Here is a 21,295-nt window from a genome sequence, read left to right on the forward strand (position 1 = left end):
CTTGAATCGCTGTTACCTTGGAACATTAAACAAGCTGGGTGTCGTTAGCTAGACGCTTACTGTGAAAGTAGGACATTGCCAGGCTCCAAATACGAGAAAGCCGCTTCAGAAATGAAGCGGCTTTTTTACGTCTGTAAGAAAGTGAAAATATTAGCTATCAGCCGTCAGCTATCAGCTGCGCAGCGTCAACCTGTACTTCGTAGCGTGGGTTGAGTATCACGAAACCCACGGGAAAAAGAACGCGACGACCACCTCAGTGCCCAGTGAATCCCATTAAAAACATTAAGAGTACTTTGCTATGTAACTCTCCACCTCTGTGGGCACTAGGACATCGCCAGGCTCCCAATACAAGAAAGCCCGATTAGAAATAGTCGGTTTGTTACCTCTGCAGAAAAATGAAATGCGCACACACAATACACGTCAATCTAAACACGCGGATAGAGTAAGTCAATCAGATAGCTATTTCGCAGGTATTTAGGGAATCTTTTAACATTAGTAGAACAAGCTAAAGACAAATCGTAAGTATTTAGAATAATTACGCCTGAGCGTAATTAGATTTATTACCTAACCAGCGATGAATTAAAGGGTCTATAAGGTCGGGGTTTTGTTTTAGCATTTGCTGTGCAATAGGTCTGACTTGATTTAGTGTGTGTTTATCTCGAGTAAGATCCGCTATTTTAAATTCTGCTAATCCAGTTTGTTTAGTGCCGAGCACTTCACCTGGACCACGTATTTCTAAATCTCGCTCTGCGATGACAAAGCCATCATTACTATCTCTTAATACACCTAAACGTTTTTGAGCGGTGTGAGAAAGAGGGGCGTGATATAACAGTACGCAATGCGAAGCGGTTGCTCCTCGTCCTACGCGCCCGCGTAATTGATGTAATTGTGCTAAGCCTAAGCGCTCAGGGTTCTCTATGATAATTAAACTGGCATTGGGTACGTCTACACCTACTTCTATTACTGTTGTTGCAACAAGTACGTGAATATTGCCTGCTTTAAAGTCGCTCATGATTGCTTGTTTCTCAGCGGCTTTCATGCGGCCATGAACTAATCCGACATTAAGCTCTGGTAATGCCTCTTTTAATTGTAATGCGCTGTCTTCTGCTGCTTGGCATTGTAAGGCCTCTGATTCGTCAATGAGGGTACATACCCAATAAACTTGCCTGCCTTGTTCATTACAGGCAAGTTTAACGCGGTTTATTATATCGTCTCGGCGTGTATCAGGAATGGCCACAGTGGTTATAGGTGTGCGCCCAGGTGGTAACTCATCTATCACTGAGGTTTCTAAATCGGCATAAGCCGTCATAGCTAATGTGCGCGGAATGGGGGTTGCAGTCATAACTAGCTGATGAGGGTAGCACTGACCAAATTTCCCTTTTTCACGCAGTGAGAGCCGTTGATGAACACCAAAACGGTGTTGTTCATCAATGATGATAAGCACAAGGTTATTGAACTTTACTTCATCTTGAAATAAAGCGTGTGTACCTACTATCATTTGCGCCTCTCCTGAGGCTATTTTTTCAAGCGTAGTAATGCGCTCTTTACCTTTTGTTTTACCACCAAGCCAGGCTACATTAATCCCTAGTGCTTCAAACCAATGTTTGAAATTAATACCATGTTGCTCAGAGAGGATTTCTGTAGGTGCCATTAGGGCAGCTTGAAAACCTTGTGCTATTGCTGTTAACGCGCTTAATGCTGCTACAAGAGTTTTACCTGAGCCTACATCACCTTGCACTAATCGCATCATGGGATAGGTATGTTGTAAGTCCCCTTTTATTTCGGCTACCACTCTATTTTGTGCATTGGTTGGCGCAAAAGGGAGTTGTGCTAAAAATTCGCTCTCTAATGTATTTGTAGGGCTTAGGGAAACTGCACTTACTTGTTGTCCTTGCTCGCGTACCTTTAATAAGCTTAGGTTTTGTGCAAGTAGTTCTTCAAACACTAAGCGCTGCTGCGCAGGGTGAGTACCTTGCTCAAGTGAAATTACATCTACGTCATTAGGTGGGCGATGAAGTAACAGTAAAGCGTCAGAAAGTTGCATATGTGAAGGTTGCCACTTTTCAGGAATAAGCTCTTCTACTGAATATTTGTGCAGTAAGTTTATTGCTTGCTCGCTTAAGCCTCTAATTGATAATTGCTTTAGCCCTTCGGTTGTTGAATAAACAGGTGTGAGTGTTGTTGCTGTTGGCTGCTCATTGGGTGTGTCGCTAATACTATATTCTGGATGGCTCATTTCAAAGCCAACACGGCCACGCCTAATTTCGCCAAAGCAGCGAATTACCTTCCCACTACTAAACGCATTTTTTTGCGCAGCAGTAAAACTAAAAAACCGTAAAGTAAGTCTACCTGTACCATCGTTTATTTGCACAACGAGCATACGACGTTTACCAAAGGTCACTTGGCTTGTTTCTATTGTCGCCTCAACAGTGCAGTGGCTGTGTAAAGTAACATCATTAATAGCATAAATACGGGTGCGATCTTCATAGCGTAAAGGCAAATGAAAGAGCATATCTTGCACGGTAGCTATACCTAACTTTTGTAGGCGCTCGGCCATTTTGGGACCTACCCCTTTCAGTTCTGTAATAGGGTATTGGCTTAAGCTAGGTTTAGACAATGTAGACTCAAATTTGTTTATTTGTGAATGAGTTAAGTGTACTCACAGGTTTGCTAAGCATCAAGCATGTTTTAAAGCGTGCCAAAACTGCTCATTAGCGACTATTTCACCTTCTTCATCGAGTGGTGGGTAAGGTAGGTTTTTTAATCTACATTGTTTCGCAATAACTGGGTGATACCCTTCAAAATACATAGGGTGTTTTATTTCCTCACTTAGCATATCGCGCTTATATAGCCCTGCTTTTTCTCGTTGATGCTGTGCTTCAAATAAAATAAGTGCAGCAGCTACTGATACATTAAGTGATTGCACCATGCCTTGCATAGGAATAATAATATTTTGATCGGCGTGCTTTAGTGCGTGTTCAGAAATTCCCGTTTTTTCTTGGCCAACGATGATAGCGGTGGGTTTTGTGTAATCTATTTCTCTAAAATCTACAGCATCTTCGCTCAAGTGTGTTGCTAATATTTGTACATCGGGATTGTGCTTTCGCATCATTGCAGCAGCATCATCAATATTTTTATGCAGGTGTGTTTCTAGCCAGTTTTTACTGCCGCCAGAGGTATTATTGGTCAGCCATTTTTGATTTTCTGGCCATACAGCATGCACATGATGGCAACCTACTGCATCAGCACTTCTTACAATAGCTGAGAGATTATGATGTTTATGTACGTCTTCTAGGCAGACCGTTAAGTCTGTTTGGCGACGAGATAGTACGTCTTTTATTCGTTGGTAGCGATTTTGCTGCATGGTGATCCTCTTTTTTGATAATTATACGTAATTTTATCTACTAAGGCATTACTGTGCGGCTAATTGGGTTTTGCAAAGAGATTAGGGTCTCTGTTGATTGAATCGCCTCTATAGCTTGTATTTTATTAATGAGCACGTCTTGCAAATGGTCGATAGACTTGGCCATTACCTTTATAAAAATGCTGTAGTTACCCGTGGTGTAATAAGCTTCAACCACTTCTTCTAAAGCTTCTAGCTTAATCAGTGTTTCTGGGTAGTCGCGTGCGTTATTTAAGTTTATACCAATAAAGCAGCATACATCGTAACCAAGTTGCTTTGTGCTAATGCTTAATTGGGTACCGGTAATGATGCCTGCTTGTTTCATTTTTTCTACGCGTACGTGAATTGTGCCGGCACTTACAGCAAACCGTTTAGCTAATTCTGCGTAGGCTGTACGGGCGTTGGCCATTAGAGCGTGAAGTATCTGTTTATCGAGATTATCGATTTGATAATTTTCCATTATTTTTTCTTACTTAAATTAGTGAATCTACATTTTTATACCCTGTAAATTAATCTATTTTGCATATTAAAGCTATTTTTATTGTTGGTTATTGAATTAAAAGTTTAAATCGTTACAGTAACCTCATTAAAGACGCCCGCAGGGTGTTTTTTCATTAATAAGCAAGTAACAATAACTGGGAATGAGGCCAATTATTATGAGTTCACACTATGTGCAGCAACAGCAGCAAATAAGTAAAGTTAAGCATTTTTTTTCACAGCAATTAGAGCAGCAATTAGGATTAGTTGAAGTTCAGGCACCTATTTTGGCTAAAGTGGGTGATGGCACACAAGATAACCTGAGCGGCCACGAAAATGCAGTTGCTGTTAATGTAAAAGCAATTACCGATAGCAGCTATGAAGTTGTTCATTCGCTTGCTAAATGGAAACGTAAAACGCTCGCGACTTACGGCTTTTCTGTAGGTGAAGGTATTTATACGCAAATGAAAGCGTTACGCCCAGATGAAGACTCTTTAAGCCCAATACACTCTGTTTATGTTGATCAATGGGATTGGGAGAAGGTAATTTGTCAACGTACTGAACGTACGCTCTCTACATTACAAAATACAGTTAAAGCCATTTACTCTGGCATTAAGCAAACAGAGCAGTTTGTAAGTGAAAGCTTTGGTATAGCCCCATTTTTACCCAGTGAAATTACCTTTATTCACAGTGAGCAGTTACGTAAAATGTACCCCGACTTTAGCGCAAAGCAACGCGAAAAAGCCATTGCACAAGAGTACGGCGCGGTATTTTTAATTGGTATTGGTGGTGCGCTAGGTGATGGCAAAATCCATGATGTACGCGCTCCAGATTACGATGATTGGTCTACCCAAACGGTTGACGGATACACAGGATTAAATGGCGATATTTTAGTGTGGAACCCCGTGTTAGAAGATGCCTTTGAAATATCATCTATGGGTATTCGTGTAAGCCCTGATGTATTAAAAGCGCAATTGAGCATCACAGGCGATGAAGAACGCTTAGCATTCGATTGGCATAAAGCGTTATTAGAAGAGGCATTTCCACAAACAATTGGCGGCGGAATAGGGCAATCGCGCTTAGCAATGTTATTACTGCAAAAGCAGCATATTGGACAAGTGCAAGTAGGTGTATGGCCAAAGCAAACGCACGATACGGTAAGTGGCTTACTGTAAATTATAAAGGGCGCTAAATGCGCCCTAATGTGTTTTAAAGTGTATTTCTACTTTATTGTTTTGTAAGTTTATATTGCAAGGCGGGTAGTTGCGGGTAGTTTTTAATACTTTATCAAAAATATGGATCTCTACCCCTGAGTGTAATGATGTATTAACAACAAGGTTTGCATCGCTAAGTAGGTCGTGTAGTTCATGATCTAGGCTAGACAGCTTTTTTTCTAGCTGCTCTGCTTGTTGGCAGTAATGCTGCTGTGTTGCGCCAATTTTTTTAATGAGCAGATTCTTCTTTTCTAAATCTTTTACTTTATCTGCTTTTTCTAGTGCTGCTTGAAGGGTATCAAGCTGTTCATCGGTTTTTGCTAAGTCTTTAAAGCAGTTATCCGTGTCGGCGGTTATTTCAGCGCCGGATGCGGCTAAATTGATAGCCATTTTAGCGCCTGATTCATTGCCTATTTCGCCAGCAATTAATACAGTTGCATCGAGAATCTCTCCACCAAAAATTTTTCCTTTCGGTAACTCTGTTTGACCAACTTGTAATAAGTGTTTTGCTTTAATGGCACAATGGCTGGCTTGGCGGTCTATAAAAATGTTTTTACCTTGAATATAACAATACTGTGCATGGGATACATGAACATCACCTTCACTTTTTATAGAGCACGATAGTGTTTTATCTTCGCTCTTTTGATGGCCAATAATTCCTTGTTTTACAGTGATGTTTCCGCCGGCTGATAATTCGCCAGATTCAACTGTGCCAAAAACAGTAATGTCGCCTTTTGCGGTGACTCGCATGCCTGGGTCAATGTTTTTAGTCACTATTACACTGCCTTCGAAATCAATATGGCCACTTTTAACATCTACATCAGAAATGGTAAAAATATCATCAACTCGCATACCGTTAGGTATTTCTACTGGGACCCCCGCTGTTGTAGAAACAAGCTCGAGTGGATTTGTTTTTGATATTTCGGCGCCTTCGCCTGCCACTAACTTTTTATTTTCACCAGGTTTGGCGGGTAGTATGTCACCTACTACAGTGAATCCTTCTTTACCTGGGGTAGCAGGTTGCTGGCGAATCAGAACAGTGCCAGGCTCTACGCTTGCCAGTTTACCAAAGTCGCGCATATCAACACTGCCATCTTCCTTCATTTTTGGTGCTTTTAGGCGGTCTTTGAGGGTTTCTACCATAGCGACAAATTTTGTTGCTGTGCCTTCGGCTGGTAGCCGGCCTTTGGCTAGAATTCCTTTTGCCACTGTACCTGGAGGTAAGTTAAATTGTTTATCTAAAAGCTGCTCTAAAAAAGCTTGTTTGTAACCACGTACAACACCTGCTTTTACGAGTTGTTTTTTACCCTCTTCTAACGAAAGTACTTTACCACCATAAGCTAAGGTAAGCTCACCTATGGCTTGCATTTTATCTTCACTTAACGTTACCACAAGCGATGCATCGTGCTTACTTGCTACAACCAAAGTTGGCTCATTATTTTGCGCTTTAAAAAAATTATCAATAGCCTCGTGGTCAATTTTGCATTCGCAAAACGTCGACTTCTCAAGTGCATCAATTATAAAAGCGGCGCTAGGTGGAGCGTGCTTACTTACATCTAGTAATACGTTCCCATTATTGGCAAGCTTAAACACTAGTTAATCCTTTTCTACTACTAAAGTTAAGATTGATTTTATTGCATGATTACAGAGTGCTAGATATTTACATGTGAGTCAAGAAAGGGAGATAAACAAAGGCTAGCAGTGAAAAATAGAGCTATAAAGGGGGTTTATAGCTCTGTATTTATTAATTAGTTGAAGGAAGCTCCATAATGCCGTCAATTTCAACTTGTGCGCCTTTTGGTAGAGCACGTACACCTAATGCTGCACGTGCAGGATAAGGCTGCTTGAAATATTGGCTCATTACTTCATTCACAGTGGCAAAGTTTGATAAGTCTGTTAGGTAGATATTAATTTTAACAAGATCTTGGATTTTGCCGCCTGCTTCTTCGCACACCGCTGTAATGTTTTTAAATACTTGATGTGTTTGCTCGCTAAAGTCTTCTGAAACCATTTCCATTGTTTCTGGTACAAGTGGAATTTGTCCAGATAAATAAACGGCAGTACCTACTTTAACCGCTTGGCTATAAGTGCCGATAGCAGCAGGTGCTTTTTCGGTAGAAATAAATGCTTTATTCATGAGTTTCCTATTTTACTTTTTACGATAGACTCTTTGCACATCAGGCATCACGCGAATGCGGCGCATAATATTAGCAACATGGATGCGGTTTTTAACGGTAACGCCCAAGTCTATCACATATAAATTACTTTCTTTTTCGTCGGTAGTGATCTCAACAATGTTGGCTTGGGTTGTAGCAACAACATTTGTGAGTTTAGCCAAAGCCCCTTGGTGGTTAATTATTTCCACTCGTAGCGCAGCTATATACTCTTTTTCTGGATTGTCATCCCATTTTACAACTAAGTATTTTGAACGTTCATTTTCCCAGCCGCGTATATTTTTACATTCTTGGCGATGAACCGTAAGCCCTTTACCTTGGCTAATATGCGCAGTAATGGCATCCCCTGGTACAGGTCGGCAACACTTAGAATAATTAACCAACATGCCTTCGGTACCAATAATGGTTGCCTTGGCTTGTTTGCTAATATCTGACAAGTCGTCGCTTTCTTCTTGCAATAAGCGTTTAGCGATTAACACGCTCATTAAGTTACCTGCGCCTATTTCTACCAGTAATTCTAATACTGTAGATAGTTCGTGCTCTTCGAGTACGCGGGCTATGTTTTCATCGGCAATGCTGTCGAGCTTATTTTCACCCAAGGCAGAATCGAGTAAGCGGCGGCCTAATAATAATGCTTCTTCTTGGTGTTGGCTCTTAAGGTAGTTTCTTATCCCTAAACGGGCTTTACCTGTAACTATAAAGTTTAACCACGTTGCATTAGGATGTGCACCCGAGCTAGTAATAATTTCAACACTTTGCCCAGTATCTAAGGCTTTGCTTAGCGGGTAAGGTTTTCGGTTTACTCTTGCACCTACACAAGTATTACCTACATCAGTATGTACCGCGTAAGCAAAATCAACCGCTGTAGCGCCCATTGGCAACTCTACAATGCGGCCATCGGGGGTAAATACGTATATTTCTTCAGGGAATAACTCAGTTTTTACGTTCTCAACAAATTCGAATGATGAACCCGCACTTTGTTGAAGCTCCAGTAAGCTTTGCATCCATTGACGCGCGCGCTGTTGAGCTGTGTTACCCGCGCCATCACCAGCTTTTTTATACATCCAGTGCGCAGCAACCCCTTTATCGGCCATATGATCCATGTCGTGGGTACGTACTTGGATCTCTACCGGAATACCGTGTGGGCCCACTAATGACGTATGCAAAGACTGATAGCCATTTGTTTTAGGTACAGCAATATAATCTTTAAAACGCGTTTCGATAGGCTTATACAGGTTATGTGCAACACCTAATACGCGATAACAGGTATCCATTGCATCTACGTTTATTCTAAAGGCGTAAATATCCATTACCTCATTAAAAAGCAGCTCTTTATTCAACATTTTTTTATAAATGCTATAAAGGTGTTTTTCGCGCCCAGAAACCGTAGCCTTAATACCAGACTCTTCAAGGCGTGCTTCTATTTCGGTTTGAATATTAGAAATAACTTCTTTGCGATTACCTCGTGCTTTTGCCACTTCAGATTTAAGTGCACGATGACGCATAGGATATAAAGCCTGAAAACCTAAATCTTCTAGCTCATTTTTAATATCGTGAATACCTAAACGGTTTGCAATAGGTGCGTATATTTCAAGTGTTTCACGGGCAATGCGGCGTCGTTTATCAGGGCGCAGGGCGCCTAATGTACGCATATTGTGAGTACGATCGGCCAGTTTAATTAAAATAACCCGAATATCTTGGGTCATCGCCATGATCATTTTTCGGTAGTTCTCAGCTTGGAATTCTTTTTTGTCTTTAAAGCTGAGTTTATCGAGTTTACTTACCCCTTCAACAAGTTCGGCAACCGTATCGCCAAATATTTCGGCTAAGTCCTGTTGGCTAAAGTCGGTATCTTCAATAACGTCATGCATTAGCGCGGCCATCAGTGTTTCATGGTCAAGGTGCATGCCAGCAAGAATTTGGGTTACTTCAACAGGGTGAGTAATGTACGGCTCGCCACTTGAGCGAGTTTGCCCCTCGTGAGCCTCTCGGGCTACCACGTAGGCTTTTTGCACTAGCTCTACTTCAGCAGCAGGCAAGTATTCTGATATTTTCTTTTTAAGACCTTCAAAAAGATACATTCACACTCCAATGTTCTCGTGAAGCAATAAGTAAGGGTAAGTAATAGAATATACGATGAAAAGAGGGGATTGCCAACGGCTAGAGTAGAAATACTGAGCCGTTGACTAAATCAAACCGGGCGGTTGATTATTGATTACCGCCAACAATAGCAGCAACTGCAGCTAATTCAGCTGCTTCTTGGTGTTGTTGTTCTTCACGGTCAATAACGTCCATTGATGAACTATCAACTAAACCTTTTTCGATTTCACGTAGAGCGATAACGGTTGGTTTGTCATTTTCAGCGTCTACTAGTGGGTCTTTACCACCAACAGCAATTTGGCGGGCACGACGAGCCGCAACTAAAATTAAGTCAAAACGATTACCAATTGCATCTACTGCATCTTCAACTGTTACGCGAGCCATCTCAGCACTCCAAAATAATTTAAAAGCAAAGGCGTAGTTTACTGCAAGCAGCTTGTTTCGCCAATAGCCAGTGGTTAATTTTTACCAGTTTTCCCTCTAAAGGGCATAAATGGCTTATTTAAGTAAGTTTGTAATTAAATCGTGATGACGACTAGCTTGTGCCTTTAAGGTTAAGCGCTGCGCTAATACGATAGTTTCAATATTGCTAAGCGCGGTTTCAAAATCATCGTTAACCACAACATAATCATATTCATTGTAGTGCGATGTTTCTGATTGCGCTTTGGCCATACGACCAGCGATTACTTCGGCAGAATCTTGGCCCCGGTTATTTAAGCGCTGCTCAAGCTCTGCTTTAGAAGGAGGCAAAATAAAAATTGTTTGCACGCTTGGCATAATTTCGCGCACTTGCTGCGCACCTTGCCAGTCAATATCTAAAAATACATCAATACCGGCATTCAGCTGCGACTCAATAGCCTGCTTTGAAGTACCGTAGTAATTATCAAATACTTGCGCCCATTCAAAAAAATCATCTTTTGCAATTAATGCTTTAAATTCATCGGCGCTTACAAAGTGATAATGCACCGCATTTTCTTCACCAGGGCGAGGGCTTCGGGTGGTATGCGAGACCGATACTTTCATATCTGCATGTTTTTTTAGTAACGCCGTGATTAAGCTAGATTTACCCGCGCCTGAAGGCGCCGATAAAATAAATAAGTTTCCGCGAGTTTGAGCCATGTTTTTCTCTACTTAAAATAAACAGGCTTGGACTAAATCAATAATCCAAGCCTTTAATTACGCTATTGTACTTTATTTAACTAATTGCGCTCAAGTAATAAGCACACAAGTACGGTTACTCAATGTTGCAAATTTAAATAGTAGAGACATGGAGTAATATAAGTTTTTGCTTATACACCTCGATTTAAAGCTTACTTTTAAATAAGTTGAGAGCAACCAAAGTTAAAATAACAGCGGTTTTTTCAAACTTTATAATTTTAAAAAGTCGTTTAGAGGCCTTAATGGCAGACTTCCCTAAAATTAATGCCTTAATTGGTATTCCTGTCTTTTTTGAGCTTCCTAATATATAGATGAAAACGACAACTAAGCCCATCAATGAAATCCAGATAAATGCGGTAGGAGCCATGCCCAGCATTGCGGCATAGGTAGCAACAAAGAAGCCAAAGAATCTCACAAGACCATTTCAAACAATAATGGGAGCACGTATAGGTAAGTCTGATACTGCCCAAAGTAATGTAGCCCTGATACATATTAAGAATGAAGCGAGCACAAGTGTGATAATAAATGAACTGGGATTGGGAGAAATAAGCTCAGGAATCATGATGCCTATAGCAATAGGAAAATTGAAAATGGCAGTAATCTGTACAAACCTCTTAGATACCTTCTTATCTTAGTAAAAATAGTTCAAATACATGAAGCTGTTAAATTTAATTCCGTAACGATCGGTGCATTTTTTCAACTTAACTCTTAGCGATAGCTAAAAAATATAAACCTATCAACTTTATCAATCACTAAAAAATTTGATTTGAGTATTGACATTGTGTATTGATCGATACAAAATCCACCCATGAATTTATATCGATCGATATAGAATTGAGTCATTCACTCGATGTCTATTCAGCTCTGCAAAATGAGTAATAAAGAACGATGACTCACTAAACAGCAACTTATAAAGGTAACAACATGAAAACAGTAGTAATTACAGGTAGTAGCAGTGGTTTTGGTAAAATGTCCGCAAAGCAGTTTGCTGATAAAGGGCACAAAGTTTACGCAGCAATGCGCAATGCAGACAGTAAAAACCTAGAAGTAAAGAGTGAGCTGCAATCTTACTCAGAAAATATCGTTGTGGTTGATATGGATGTGTCAAGTGAAGACTCAGTCAATGCAGCAATTGCACAAATCATGCAAAAAGAACAAGCGATTGATGTGCTTCTCAACAATGCGGGTATTATGCACATGGGCGTAACAGAAGCATTTAGTGTTGAGCAGGCACAGCAATTGATGGACACCAATTTCTACGGCGTTATCCGCACTGTACAAGCTGTTGCACCACATATGCGTAAAGCAGGCAAAGGCCTCATCATCAATACCACGTCTGTTGTTGGTCGCGTATCATGGCCGTTTACGGGTACTTATAGCGCGAGTAAAGCGGCAGTAGAAGCGTACTCTCAGAGCCTGAAATTTGAACTAGCGCCAAGTGGTGTTGAGGTAGTGATTGTTGAACCAGGCCCATCAGGTACTAATTTAGCCGGCTCATTTAAACCAGAAGCTCACGCGCAAGTGGTTGCAGAAAACCCACAGCTAAAAGCGATCATAGACAACATGATTGGCTCTTTCGATCAAGTTTTGCAAGACCCTAAAACCGATCCACAACACGTGGTTGATGGCTACTTAAATTTGGTTGATATGGAGCACGGTACACGTCCAACGCGCACTGCCATTGGCCTAGTGAACAACGTGGATAAAATCAATGATTTCTTCCAGCCACTTCAAGATCAAGTAATCACCGACTTTCAATTGGATTTCATGTTAGAAACAAAAGTTAAAGGTTAGTGCTCTCATTGTCTTAACGTAAATAAAAGGTATAAGTGAATGTCGTTCAACATATTAAATAAAGTCGTGTTTATCACTGGTGCAAACCGAGGTATTGGTAAAAGCATCACTGAGCACTTTATTGATCAAGGCGCACAGAAAGTGTACTTGGCGGTTCGCAATCCAAATTCAACTAAGGCTTTAGAAGAGCGGTATGGCGAAAAAGTAGAGACGATGCAAGTCGATATCACCGATGAAATGTCTATTCTAGCAGCCGCCAAAAAAGCAACAGATGTTGATGTTGTTATCAACAATGCTGGAATTATTTCGACAGTGTCGCCTTTAGCGGATAATGCTCTCGACACATTGAAAGAAGAGATTGAAGTGAATGTGTACGGGCTGATGCGCGTCGCTAAAGCATTTGAGGCAACATTGATTGCAAATCAAGGTGCACTGGTGCAATTAAATTCGGTCGCTTCACTCAAAAACTATTTGGATATGTCAACATACTGCACATCAAAAGCGGCATCTTATTCTGTGACTCAAGGTTTACGTTATCATTTTAAGCCACATAATGTGAGTGTGCTCAGTGTTCACCCTGGTGTGGTTGCAACAGATATGGCGGATCTTACTGGTTTTAGCGATATTGCATCGTCCCCACAAGTCGTGCCAGTTGGCATTCTTGCAGCGTTGGATAAAGGTGAGTTTCACGTATTCCCAGATGCTGTTGCAAAACAAATAGAAGTAGGATTTCAATCTTACGCTGACAACGTCATCATGCAAGACTTTGCTGGATAACAACAAAAGCACGTCATAAACCACGTCTTTGAATTTAGGTATAGAAATGTTTAAGAAATTCGTTCAAATTACAGCACTGTTTAATTTCCCGATCGCATTTGGGATCATGATTCCTGAGCTTCTTTCTCCTAAGGCTAGCTCATTCATTATCACGCTTGTACTTGCATCTTTCCTGATTTGTATCGGTGCAGCACTTCTTTGGGCTGTTTCGGATTTACCCAGACGAGCTCCGATTATTGTCTGGAACGGTCTTGTACGACTTTTCGGTTTTGTTGTTGTCACCTACGCAGCATCGTCAGGTATGGCACCGACATTGTTTATCCCAATAGCAGTTATGGACTTAATTATCGCTGCCATCTATATACTAGGAAGTGCCAAAGGAACAGGTATCCCCATATTTTCTCTAATTATTGGCAAGTCTAATTCTTAACAGTATCCCCTATGCATCGTGGTGATCTCCCGTAAAATAGCTGTAGCTAATACAGTGAGGGGTACCCCTCACTGTATTTGTCGATATCATTGACCTTTATTAGCCCATATTAGCTAGCTTGCGTCATTGGCCTGTAGCGTATTGAGTGCATAGTCCATGATCGATTCTGCAACCTGTCGTGACTCTCCCGCCCGAACCTGAGTCGAAAGGCCATAAAGAACCGACAATAGGTATTTTGCCTGCAGTTCTGCCGTTGCAGACTCGGTTATTACCCCCTCAGACTCAATCAAGGTAGTGATCATGTGTAGGGTTTTAAGCCCAAATTGTTTGATGTATGCCGTTGCTTCTTCAGGAAAGGCTACGCTGTCAGATTCATTCACGCTTTTTACTAATAAGCATCCTAGCGGGGTATCAGCATCTGAAAACTCTTGAATCAGCTCATAGAAACACGCTCGTAGCTTTTCTACAAAAGGGAGGTCAGAAGGCTCAGTGATATGTCGATAACACGGTTCAGTGTGTTTTGCGATGTAATGCGCGATCACTTCTTTGAATAGCTGCTCTTTATTACCAAAAGCGGCATATAAGCTGGGTGTATTAATGCCTAACTCTGATGTTAGATTCGAAACAGATGTCGCTGTAAAGCCGTTGTTCCAAAATAAACGCATTGCCTTATCAAGGGCGATATCTCTATCAAACGATCTTTTTCTTCCGGCCATTACCGATGGTACTCCTACCTATAAATATCTTTATTGATGCATATTTTGTAGTACTCACTAAAAAATGTCAATTTCGTTGTTGACTTTATTTAGCGATCGATACAAAATTGCGCATTAAATAAGTAACGATCGATACACAATATAAGTGATCGTACATACGTCTTTATGAATAGCAAACCAATTTATAGGAACAAAACAATGACGATTAAAGCACTAAGAACGCCAGAAGAACGTTTTTCAGTATTACCCGCGTTTCCTTACCAGCCGCAGTATGTGGATGATCTGGAAGGGTATAATTCTCTACGCATGGCGTATATTGACGAGGGAGACAAGTCGGCTGAGTACACATTTCTTTGTTTGCATGGCGAGCCGTCCTGGAGTTACCTCTATCGTAAGATGATCCCTGTTTTCACTGAAGCAGGGCACCGCGTCATTGCACCAGATCTGTTTGGGTTTGGCCGTTCAGACAAGCCTGTTGATGAATCTGTTTACAATTTTGAGTTTCACAGAAACAGCCTAATTAAATTGATTGAGCATTTAGATCTCAAGAATGTGGTATTGGTGTGCCAGGATTGGGGTGGTTTTCTAGGGCTGACCCTACCTATGGATATGCAAGACAGGTTCAAAAAACTTATCGTTATGAATACGGGTATAGGAACTGGTGAGCCGCTAACCGAAGCCGCAAAACAGTGGATTGGCTTTTGCACCACTGTGCCAGAAATCCCGGTTGGTGGTTTGTTTGCTAGTGATGCGGGGGCTGCTGTAAACCCTATGGATATTGTAGCTTATGACGCACCTTTCCCAGACAACAGCTATAAAGCAGGTGTAAGGAAGTTTCCTAAAATGATCCCTACCGACGCAAACAATGATGCCGTTAGGTATGGTCTACGGGCTATTGAGTACTGGTCGAACACCTGGGAGGGTGATAGCTTCATGGCAATAGGCATGAAGGATGTGGTACTTGGCGAACCCGCGATGATGGCCCTAAAAAATGTGATTAAAGGCTGTCCTGAGCCAATGAAAATAGCCGAATCCGGCCACTTTGTTCAGGAATACGGCGTTGAAGTGGCAGAGCAAGCTCTCGCTCATTTTGGTCTGAATAATTAGTAATGCATTAGATTACCCTGATGTAATGGCCTCTCTCTTTACGGTACCTATGTGCCATGATTAAAGTAGTAATACCAATCTGCAATAATAGTTAACTATTTTGAGGGGCTAAACGTGTCGCTAACTGCGTTAAAAAATTCTCATTTACGACTGCATGGATGCAGAAGGTAGAGCAATGCAGGAGCAATTGCCTAGAACAACTAAATAGCTAATTTTTTGCCTAGCTATCAACACATTTTTCTAGCCTCAAAATTGATCGCTCAATTAAGCAGATTGGTATAACACCTCAATATACTGGTAGAAAACTTGAATAATAAATCTATCTCAAGTGGCTATTTTCAGCGCTATCTGTGATGAACTCACTGACAATAGGCTAATTATTTACGTGTAAATTTGTCTTACTTTCATAGAAAGCCCCTAGATAGATAAAAGTATATATCTCAATCAAAGTACTGGCTAAAATAGATTTTAATTGCCCATAATAAGTGTTTTAGTGTGTTCTCACAAAAACGATTTGATACTTTGAAATTTTCAAAAAGAGTAGTGAACACCATTAAACTTATATAAAAATGCTCGTAATTGTGGCACTGCTTAGATTGTTGCTATTCAGGTAAAATGAAAGCTCTGTATTTTTAATGTACCTAAAGGTAATACAGAGCTTCTTAGACACTTTGAGGAGGTCGACTTTTGCCTAATACTTTACTCAATATTCTGAATTTGCTCATTGAGTAGTGGTCTAGACCTTAATAAAATCAATGGCTTATAGAAAATAAACCGTTCAAAAATGCCTGTTTTCCCACCAAACTGCCCACGACTTGCTTATTGCTTTTACTAAATCTTAGTGGTTAGCAATGGAAAAACAGTGCCGTTTTTATGCTGCTGTTAGAGCTAAAACATAGCAGTTTTGAAGGGCTTTATCGAGTGATTTTTCAACACCTCATCCGTTATTGGATGCAATAGTATCCAATTTCTGTTTTATTTCGCTATAATGGATATAACTGTATCCAATTGGTCTTTGCGGATGAAATTTACCTTACTTGATGATACCGATGTAAGCCAAGCCTATGCGGCTTATTTACGTGAGTTACGAAAGCAGGCAAAGCTGTCACGAGCGGCGCTTGCTGAGCGCAGCTGTGTACCTGCGGCCACCATTAAAAAGTTTGAGCTGACCGGGCAAATTTCATTTCGCCAATTGCTGTTGCTATGGCAGACCCTTGATTCATTGGAGAGGCTTTATCAGCTCACGCAACCTAACAAAGAACGCGCTGCTATACCCACGAGTATTGATGAGGTGCTAAAAGATGAGTTTTAAACCCACTCAGAAGCTTAATGTAACTCGAAGGCTTAGCTCAGGTGAGCAGGTTGCTGTAGGAGTCTTGGCGCAGAATCGGCAAGGCGTTTTTTTTCAGTATGCAGACAGCTATTTGCAGCAGTTTGGCAACTTATCACCTTTTACCTTGTATGCGAACGCGCAAGTTCAAGTCGCTCCTAAAGCGCCGCACCAAGGTGTACATGGCGTATTTGGAGATTGTTTGCCCGATGGCTGGGGCATGCTGTTACAAGATCGTATTTTCCGGCAAAAGGGCATACTGCCTAATCAATTAACGGCGATGGATCGGCTGGCCTTTGTTGGTGATAAAGGCATGGGAGCATTGTCTTTTTCTCCGGTGTCTGAGTTTTCAGCCACCACGCACGCGGATATTGATTTAGCGACGTTAGGCTTAGAAGCACAAACGCTGTTCGATTCTTCGATGTCAGATTATATGGATGATAATCACGATGAGTTAGATGGGCATACGCAACAGGTGTTGGCCGCATTAGTCGCCGGCGGTAGTTCGGGTGGGGCAAGACCAAAGGCACAGATTTATATGCCTGCTGGAGAAGCTCGGCATTGTCGAACCTTTGCAAAGCTAGGTGATGAGGCTTGGCTGATTAAGTTTACCTCTAAAAATCTCGCGCTCGGCCATGAAGAAGGTTTGTGTGAAGCGGTTTATTTGCAAATGGCAGAACTTGCTAAGTGTCAACCACCGCAATGGCAACTCATTGAAGCACCATCCTCAAGCGGTGCGGTTGCCTGGTTGGCGCTCAAGCGTTTTGATTATGTCACTGAACAGGCCGGTTTGGGCAGCAAGCGCAGTGCAGGTCGCTTGCATATGCACAGCGCTTGCGGGCTGCTGGATGCAGACTTTAGAACGCCAAGTTTAGATTATATTGACTTGATCAAAGCTAGCCGTCAGTTGTGTAAATCTCCAGCGGCTGGGCAACTGCAATTTCGCCGTGCCATGTTTAACCTGTTGTCGTCTAACCAAGACGACCACAGTAAAAACTGGGCGTTTTTGCAAGCGGATGACGGTCAATGGGATCCTGCCCCTTTTTACGATGTTACTTACAGCCCACATCCATTCAACGAACACGCCACTGCGTTCGGAGGTTATGGCAAAGCGCCGCCGCTTAAGGTGATGCAAAAACTTGCTACCAGTGCTGGCTTTTCGAATTGGAATGATGCAAGGCAAGTCATTGAAGAAGTCGCAGAAGCCATCAGCCAATTTACGTATCTGGCACAGCAACAAGGGATCAGTAAAACAACCGTGTCTGCGATTGCTAAGACATTGGATCAGCGCAAACAGGAAAATGCAGCGCTTTTTCAATGAAAGTAAAACAAACTTTTCAATTCACAATAAATACATAACAAGGTCATCGTGAGCGAATATCAATACTATAAATTTGAGCGTCTGGATGGGTATTTAGATGCTAAAGCACGTCAAGCACTCCGATCAATTTCAAGCCGTGCCGAGATCAGCGCTACGTCCTTTCAGGTGTATTACACCTACAGTGACTTAAAGGCAGAGCCTTTTGAGCTGATGTTAAAATACTTTGATATCGGTTTTTACTATGCCGATTGGGGCTCAATCGATGCCTACATCAAGCTGCCAGCAGGAACGCTCCCTGAAGCTTTACTTGGCTTTTCAAGTGATGGGCTTCATGTTCACGAAAACGATGAGTGGCAGTTACTGATTTTTTCCCTTGAGGAGTATGACGAATATTTTGATGATGAGCATGCCGACGAATTTTTCCAGCATTTAGCCGCTTTACGCAGCGGGTTAATGCAAGGGGATTGGCGTCTTGTGTACTTCATGTGGCTTAAAGCGTTTGATTTTAATGATGACGTTGAGCGAGTGCCGTTAATTCAATTCGATTTTGAGCACCTCAGTGAAGAGGAGCAGGCGTTTGCAGCGCTGTATGATATTCCCTTAGCATTGGTTAAGGCACTCGCCATGGTGCTGAACGCACAACCCAGCCATCAAGCCAAACAAGCCCAGTTTCAGTTTGATACGTGGCTAAACAATCTCACGGAAGTTGAGAAAGACACGCTATTATGCGCGCTGTTTGAGCAAGGCCAGCTAACTCGCCACCAAGCCTTAACGCTGACGCGAAAAGAACCTGCTAACATAGACGAAATCTATCAGTATTGGTTAACCCCCGAGGTAATTTCTCCTTTTATTGAGCAAGCGCAAAGCCAATTACAGCAAGAGCAAGCCGCAGCTCTCGCAAAAAAATTAGCCATCGAAAAAGCAGAAAAAGAAAAAGCGTTGACGGATGTTTACAATCGGCGTGAGCACTACTGGCAGCAAGCACAAGAGCAAGCGGATAGAACTTGCGCCAGTGGTTATGATGCGGCATCACGCTATTTGCATCAGCTGAGTGAGGCCTATCAGTTCAAAGCGGATGAAGCGGCGTTTGAAAAATGCTTTAAGCGCTTTGTAGTGGCGAATAATAGCCGTAAAGCACTGTTAAATCGGTTGAGTGATTTGCTTAAACGATGAGGTTTTATGGATAGGCTAAGCGTTGTTTGCAAAAGAAATCATTCAGTTTTAATTGGTTGAAAGCTGGAAGCCTCATTCAGGTTCACAAATTGTTACCTGTGAAGTCACTTTGTGTAAACCTCTAACTGCTGAATTTCCCCGTTCGGTAAAACGCATAGAGGAGTACTCAACTTGCATTGCACACTTTTACGCGCATAAAAGTGTTTTGGCGTTCTCGTTGAGCAAGACTTTCCCTTTTGAGATGGCTTTGGGCAACTGGGGCAGTTTGGGTAACGCCTTAGTTAACGCCGCTTAGCCACACACCAACTCTGCCCACAGAGCATTTATTATTGTGGGCATTATGTAAATACTGGGGCAGGTTGTTAGCAATACCCTCAGAAAGCTGCACGATCTGGGCATTTATCTGCCTACTGTGTCCGTTTAGCACTGGCAAACTCCTAACTGAACAGATCAGTGAGGAAGAAAACGATGAACCCAACTACACAATCATCCACCACATCAACACACCCAGCGCATCAGCAACGGATTTTGCGCTTGCCCGAGGTAAAGGCAAAAACAGGCTTTGGCCGCAGCACCATTTATACCCTGATGGCCAATGGTGAATTTCCCAGTTCCATTCGTATTGGTGCGCGTACCGTGGGCTGGTTAGAAAGCGATATCGACCAGTGGATTGAAACCCGCTGTATCGGTGCTGCTTATGGCCGTGGATAAACCATCAGCATCAAACCAATTACCTGCCAGCGAATGCTGCTGCAAACCATGCACCCGATAGAGGGCTTTATTCAACAAGGTAGTAGCGATAGTTGGCGGCAGCACGTTGGCCGTTATTGTCTGGATAATCTTCTATTAATTGTTGGTGTCTGCGCTGCACTGGCGCGCCTTTGTTGCTCTTGTGCGGAGTGGATGGTTTTGGTTTACACCTCTGCGTCAATTGTATTGTTTTTGTTGCGTTTAGAAACTTCTGTCATCAAACCAGAAGCTGCCAAAGAAAGAAAAATATCTGGGCCAATAGAGGTGAAAGCGATTGTCTCTTCCCATGATAAGAGAGATGACTTCGGACGGTTATTAGAGTGGAAAAACTACTTTGGTTTACCAATTCGAGAAGTACTGCCAATGGGAGAAGTTGATGACAACTTCGCAAAAAAATTTAAAAAGAGGCTGCTTAGGTCAGGCTTTCAACTTTCGCCTGGAAAATACTCGTGGGAATCTCTTTTGGCCTACCTAATCGAAACTCCATGTAATAAGCATGCATACAGCGCGAGACAAAGTGGTTGGGTGGACGGCCAATTCGTGACACCGGCAGTTTATGTTGGTGATTTTGCTGGTGACAGCTTAGTTGAATCAGGCTCTATATTGGACTGGCAGCAAACTATTGGAAAATATTGCCGAGACAACCCAATCATGATCCTTGCTGTGTGTACTGCACTTGCGGCCCCTATTATTGGGTGGACTGATTTAGAGAGCTTCGGAATACAAATCGTCGGTAGTTCAAAATCAGGCAAGTCTACAGTGATGAAAGTGGCTGCCAGTATCTATTCAGATCAAACCTATTGGGAGACTTGGAGCTCAACATCTAACGGTATTGAATCTATCGCTCGTGCGCGCAATAACATGTTGCTTTGTCTTGATGAATTTAAGCAATGTCCCGCGCAAGAGATAGACCAGTTAATTTAACACTTGTGTAATGGCGTATCAAAACTAAGAAGCCAGCAAGATGGCGCCCTAGATAAGCGTTATCGTTGGCGCACAATATTTCTTAGTACCGGGGAGCTTACCCTTGAAGAGCTTTTGTTAGGCATTAATCAAAGTGTTAGTGCAGGGCAGTCAGTCCGGTTAATAGAGGTTCCAGTATTTAGCAAATACGGTGCTTTTGAAAATACTCATGGATTTACTTCGGCTAAAGAGTTTGCTGAGTACTTATCAGCCAGCATAGGTAAATACCATGGTACTTTCATTAAATCATGGGTGGAAGCTCTCTCAAATTTTGATTGCCCAAACAATGAGGTTATTAAAGAGTACAAAGATATTCGGGAGCAGTGGCCGTGGCCAAAAAACATTGAGAGACAGGCTAATAACGTTTAGATAAGTTTGCTCTGCTAACCGCCGCGGGGGAAATTGCCA

General features: G+C 42.0%; 21 protein-coding genes and 1 pseudogene. 12 read left to right on the plus strand and 10 right to left on the minus strand.

Going from position 1 to position 21,295, the window contains the following annotated elements; genetic code table 11:
• Positions 1-535: 535 nt before the first annotated feature.
• The 3 genes from recG to asnC are packed head-to-tail and all read right to left on the minus strand — an operon-like array spanning position 536 to position 3,863.
• The gene (gene recG, locus WDB87_RS04125) at positions 536-2,617 is read right to left on the minus strand and encodes an ATP-dependent DNA helicase RecG (protein WP_337849148.1); all 2,082 of its coding nucleotides are present in this window, start codon (positions 2,615-2,617) and stop codon (positions 536-538) included.
• Positions 2,618-2,677: 60 nt separating this feature from the next.
• A complete protein-coding gene (trmH, locus tag WDB87_RS04130; RefSeq protein WP_337849149.1) occupies positions 2,678-3,364 on the minus strand; it encodes a tRNA (guanosine(18)-2'-O)-methyltransferase TrmH in 687 nt (228 codons plus the stop codon).
• A gap of 40 nt (positions 3,365-3,404) precedes the next feature.
• A complete protein-coding gene (asnC, locus tag WDB87_RS04135; RefSeq protein WP_004588258.1) occupies positions 3,405-3,863 on the minus strand; it encodes a transcriptional regulator AsnC in 459 nt (152 codons plus the stop codon).
• Positions 3,864-4,059: 196 nt separating this feature from the next.
• On the opposite strand from asnC, the gene asnA reads away from it, so the two are divergent.
• Positions 4,060-5,055 (plus strand): aspartate--ammonia ligase, encoded by a 996-nt coding sequence (asnA, locus tag WDB87_RS04140; RefSeq protein WP_337849150.1) that lies wholly within the window; start codon positions 4,060-4,062, stop codon positions 5,053-5,055.
• A gap of 24 nt (positions 5,056-5,079) precedes the next feature.
• Here asnA and WDB87_RS04145 read toward each other — a convergent pair whose 3' ends face one another.
• The 6 genes from WDB87_RS04145 to WDB87_RS04170 all read right to left on the minus strand — a co-directional run bounded on the left by WDB87_RS04145 (position 5,080) and on the right by WDB87_RS04170 (position 10,941).
• Positions 5,080-6,687, minus strand: a complete 1,608-nt coding sequence (locus tag WDB87_RS04145; RefSeq protein WP_337849151.1) for a DUF342 domain-containing protein — start codon at positions 6,685-6,687, stop codon at positions 5,080-5,082.
• 151 nt (positions 6,688-6,838) lie between these two features.
• The gene (locus tag WDB87_RS04150; protein WP_004588255.1) at positions 6,839-7,231 is read right to left on the minus strand and encodes a RidA family protein; all 393 of its coding nucleotides are present in this window, start codon (positions 7,229-7,231) and stop codon (positions 6,839-6,841) included.
• A gap of 12 nt (positions 7,232-7,243) precedes the next feature.
• Complete coding sequence (spoT, locus tag WDB87_RS04155; protein ID WP_337849152.1) at positions 7,244-9,349, minus strand: bifunctional GTP diphosphokinase/guanosine-3',5'-bis pyrophosphate 3'-pyrophosphohydrolase; 2,106 nt, start codon at positions 9,347-9,349, stop codon at positions 7,244-7,246.
• A 127-nt stretch (positions 9,350-9,476) separates the two neighbouring features.
• Positions 9,477-9,752: a DNA-directed RNA polymerase subunit omega gene (gene rpoZ, locus WDB87_RS04160; RefSeq protein WP_004588253.1), complete on the minus strand. Its 276-nt coding sequence runs from the start codon at positions 9,750-9,752 to the stop codon at positions 9,477-9,479.
• A gap of 114 nt (positions 9,753-9,866) precedes the next feature.
• Complete coding sequence (gmk, locus tag WDB87_RS04165) at positions 9,867-10,487, minus strand: guanylate kinase (protein WP_064384893.1); 621 nt, start codon at positions 10,485-10,487, stop codon at positions 9,867-9,869.
• 184 nt (positions 10,488-10,671) lie between these two features.
• Positions 10,672-10,941, minus strand: a complete 270-nt coding sequence (locus tag WDB87_RS04170) for a hypothetical protein (protein WP_337849153.1) — start codon at positions 10,939-10,941, stop codon at positions 10,672-10,674.
• A gap of 509 nt (positions 10,942-11,450) precedes the next feature.
• Between WDB87_RS04170 and WDB87_RS04175 the strand changes: the two genes are divergently transcribed.
• The 3 genes from WDB87_RS04175 to WDB87_RS04185 are packed head-to-tail and all read left to right on the plus strand — an operon-like array spanning position 11,451 to position 13,527.
• The gene (locus WDB87_RS04175) at positions 11,451-12,320 is read left to right on the plus strand and encodes an SDR family oxidoreductase (RefSeq protein WP_337849154.1); all 870 of its coding nucleotides are present in this window, start codon (positions 11,451-11,453) and stop codon (positions 12,318-12,320) included.
• A gap of 39 nt (positions 12,321-12,359) precedes the next feature.
• Complete coding sequence (locus tag WDB87_RS04180) at positions 12,360-13,097, plus strand: SDR family oxidoreductase (RefSeq protein WP_337849155.1); 738 nt, start codon at positions 12,360-12,362, stop codon at positions 13,095-13,097.
• A gap of 46 nt (positions 13,098-13,143) precedes the next feature.
• Complete coding sequence (locus WDB87_RS04185; RefSeq protein ID WP_337849156.1) at positions 13,144-13,527, plus strand: hypothetical protein; 384 nt, start codon at positions 13,144-13,146, stop codon at positions 13,525-13,527.
• 113 nt (positions 13,528-13,640) lie between these two features.
• Here the strand turns inward: WDB87_RS04185 and WDB87_RS04190 are convergent, their stop codons facing one another.
• Positions 13,641-14,243, minus strand: a complete 603-nt coding sequence (locus WDB87_RS04190) for a TetR/AcrR family transcriptional regulator (RefSeq protein ID WP_337849157.1) — start codon at positions 14,241-14,243, stop codon at positions 13,641-13,643.
• A 198-nt stretch (positions 14,244-14,441) separates the two neighbouring features.
• Between WDB87_RS04190 and WDB87_RS04195 the strand changes: the two genes are divergently transcribed.
• From WDB87_RS04195 to WDB87_RS04230, 8 genes and pseudogenes are all read left to right on the plus strand, one after another.
• A complete protein-coding gene (locus tag WDB87_RS04195) occupies positions 14,442-15,350 on the plus strand; it encodes a haloalkane dehalogenase (RefSeq protein WP_337849158.1) in 909 nt (302 codons plus the stop codon).
• 1,021 nt (positions 15,351-16,371) lie between these two features.
• Positions 16,372-16,662 carry a helix-turn-helix domain-containing protein gene (locus WDB87_RS04200; protein ID WP_337849159.1) on the plus strand — a complete coding sequence of 97 codons (291 nt, stop codon included), beginning with the start codon at positions 16,372-16,374 and terminating at the stop codon, positions 16,660-16,662.
• Positions 16,652-18,001, plus strand: coding sequence for a type II toxin-antitoxin system HipA family toxin (locus tag WDB87_RS04205; protein WP_337849160.1), 1,350 nt, complete (start codon positions 16,652-16,654; stop codon positions 17,999-18,001). The genes WDB87_RS04200 and WDB87_RS04205 overlap by 11 nt, the downstream gene beginning before the upstream one ends.
• A gap of 48 nt (positions 18,002-18,049) precedes the next feature.
• Entirely contained in the window at positions 18,050-19,174 is a 1,125-nt protein-coding gene (locus WDB87_RS04210; protein WP_337849161.1) for a hypothetical protein, read from the plus strand.
• A 468-nt stretch (positions 19,175-19,642) separates the two neighbouring features.
• The gene (locus WDB87_RS04215) at positions 19,643-19,885 is read left to right on the plus strand and encodes a helix-turn-helix transcriptional regulator (RefSeq protein ID WP_337849162.1); all 243 of its coding nucleotides are present in this window, start codon (positions 19,643-19,645) and stop codon (positions 19,883-19,885) included.
• A gap of 30 nt (positions 19,886-19,915) precedes the next feature.
• Positions 19,916-20,097, plus strand: a pseudogene (locus tag WDB87_RS04220) (DUF927 domain-containing protein); the annotation flags it as partial.
• Entirely contained in the window at positions 20,078-20,848 is a 771-nt protein-coding gene (locus WDB87_RS04225) for a DUF927 domain-containing protein (RefSeq protein ID WP_337849163.1), read from the plus strand. The pseudogene WDB87_RS04220 and the gene WDB87_RS04225, both read left to right, overlap by 20 nt.
• Positions 20,849-20,851: 3 nt before the next feature.
• Positions 20,852-21,256 (plus strand): hypothetical protein, encoded by a 405-nt coding sequence (locus tag WDB87_RS04230; protein ID WP_337849164.1) that lies wholly within the window; start codon positions 20,852-20,854, stop codon positions 21,254-21,256.
• The last annotated feature ends 39 nt before the right edge of the window (positions 21,257-21,295 follow it).

The organism is Pseudoalteromonas sp. C12FD-1 (assembly GCF_037414265.1).
Classification (GTDB): domain Bacteria; phylum Pseudomonadota; class Gammaproteobacteria; order Enterobacterales; family Alteromonadaceae; genus Pseudoalteromonas.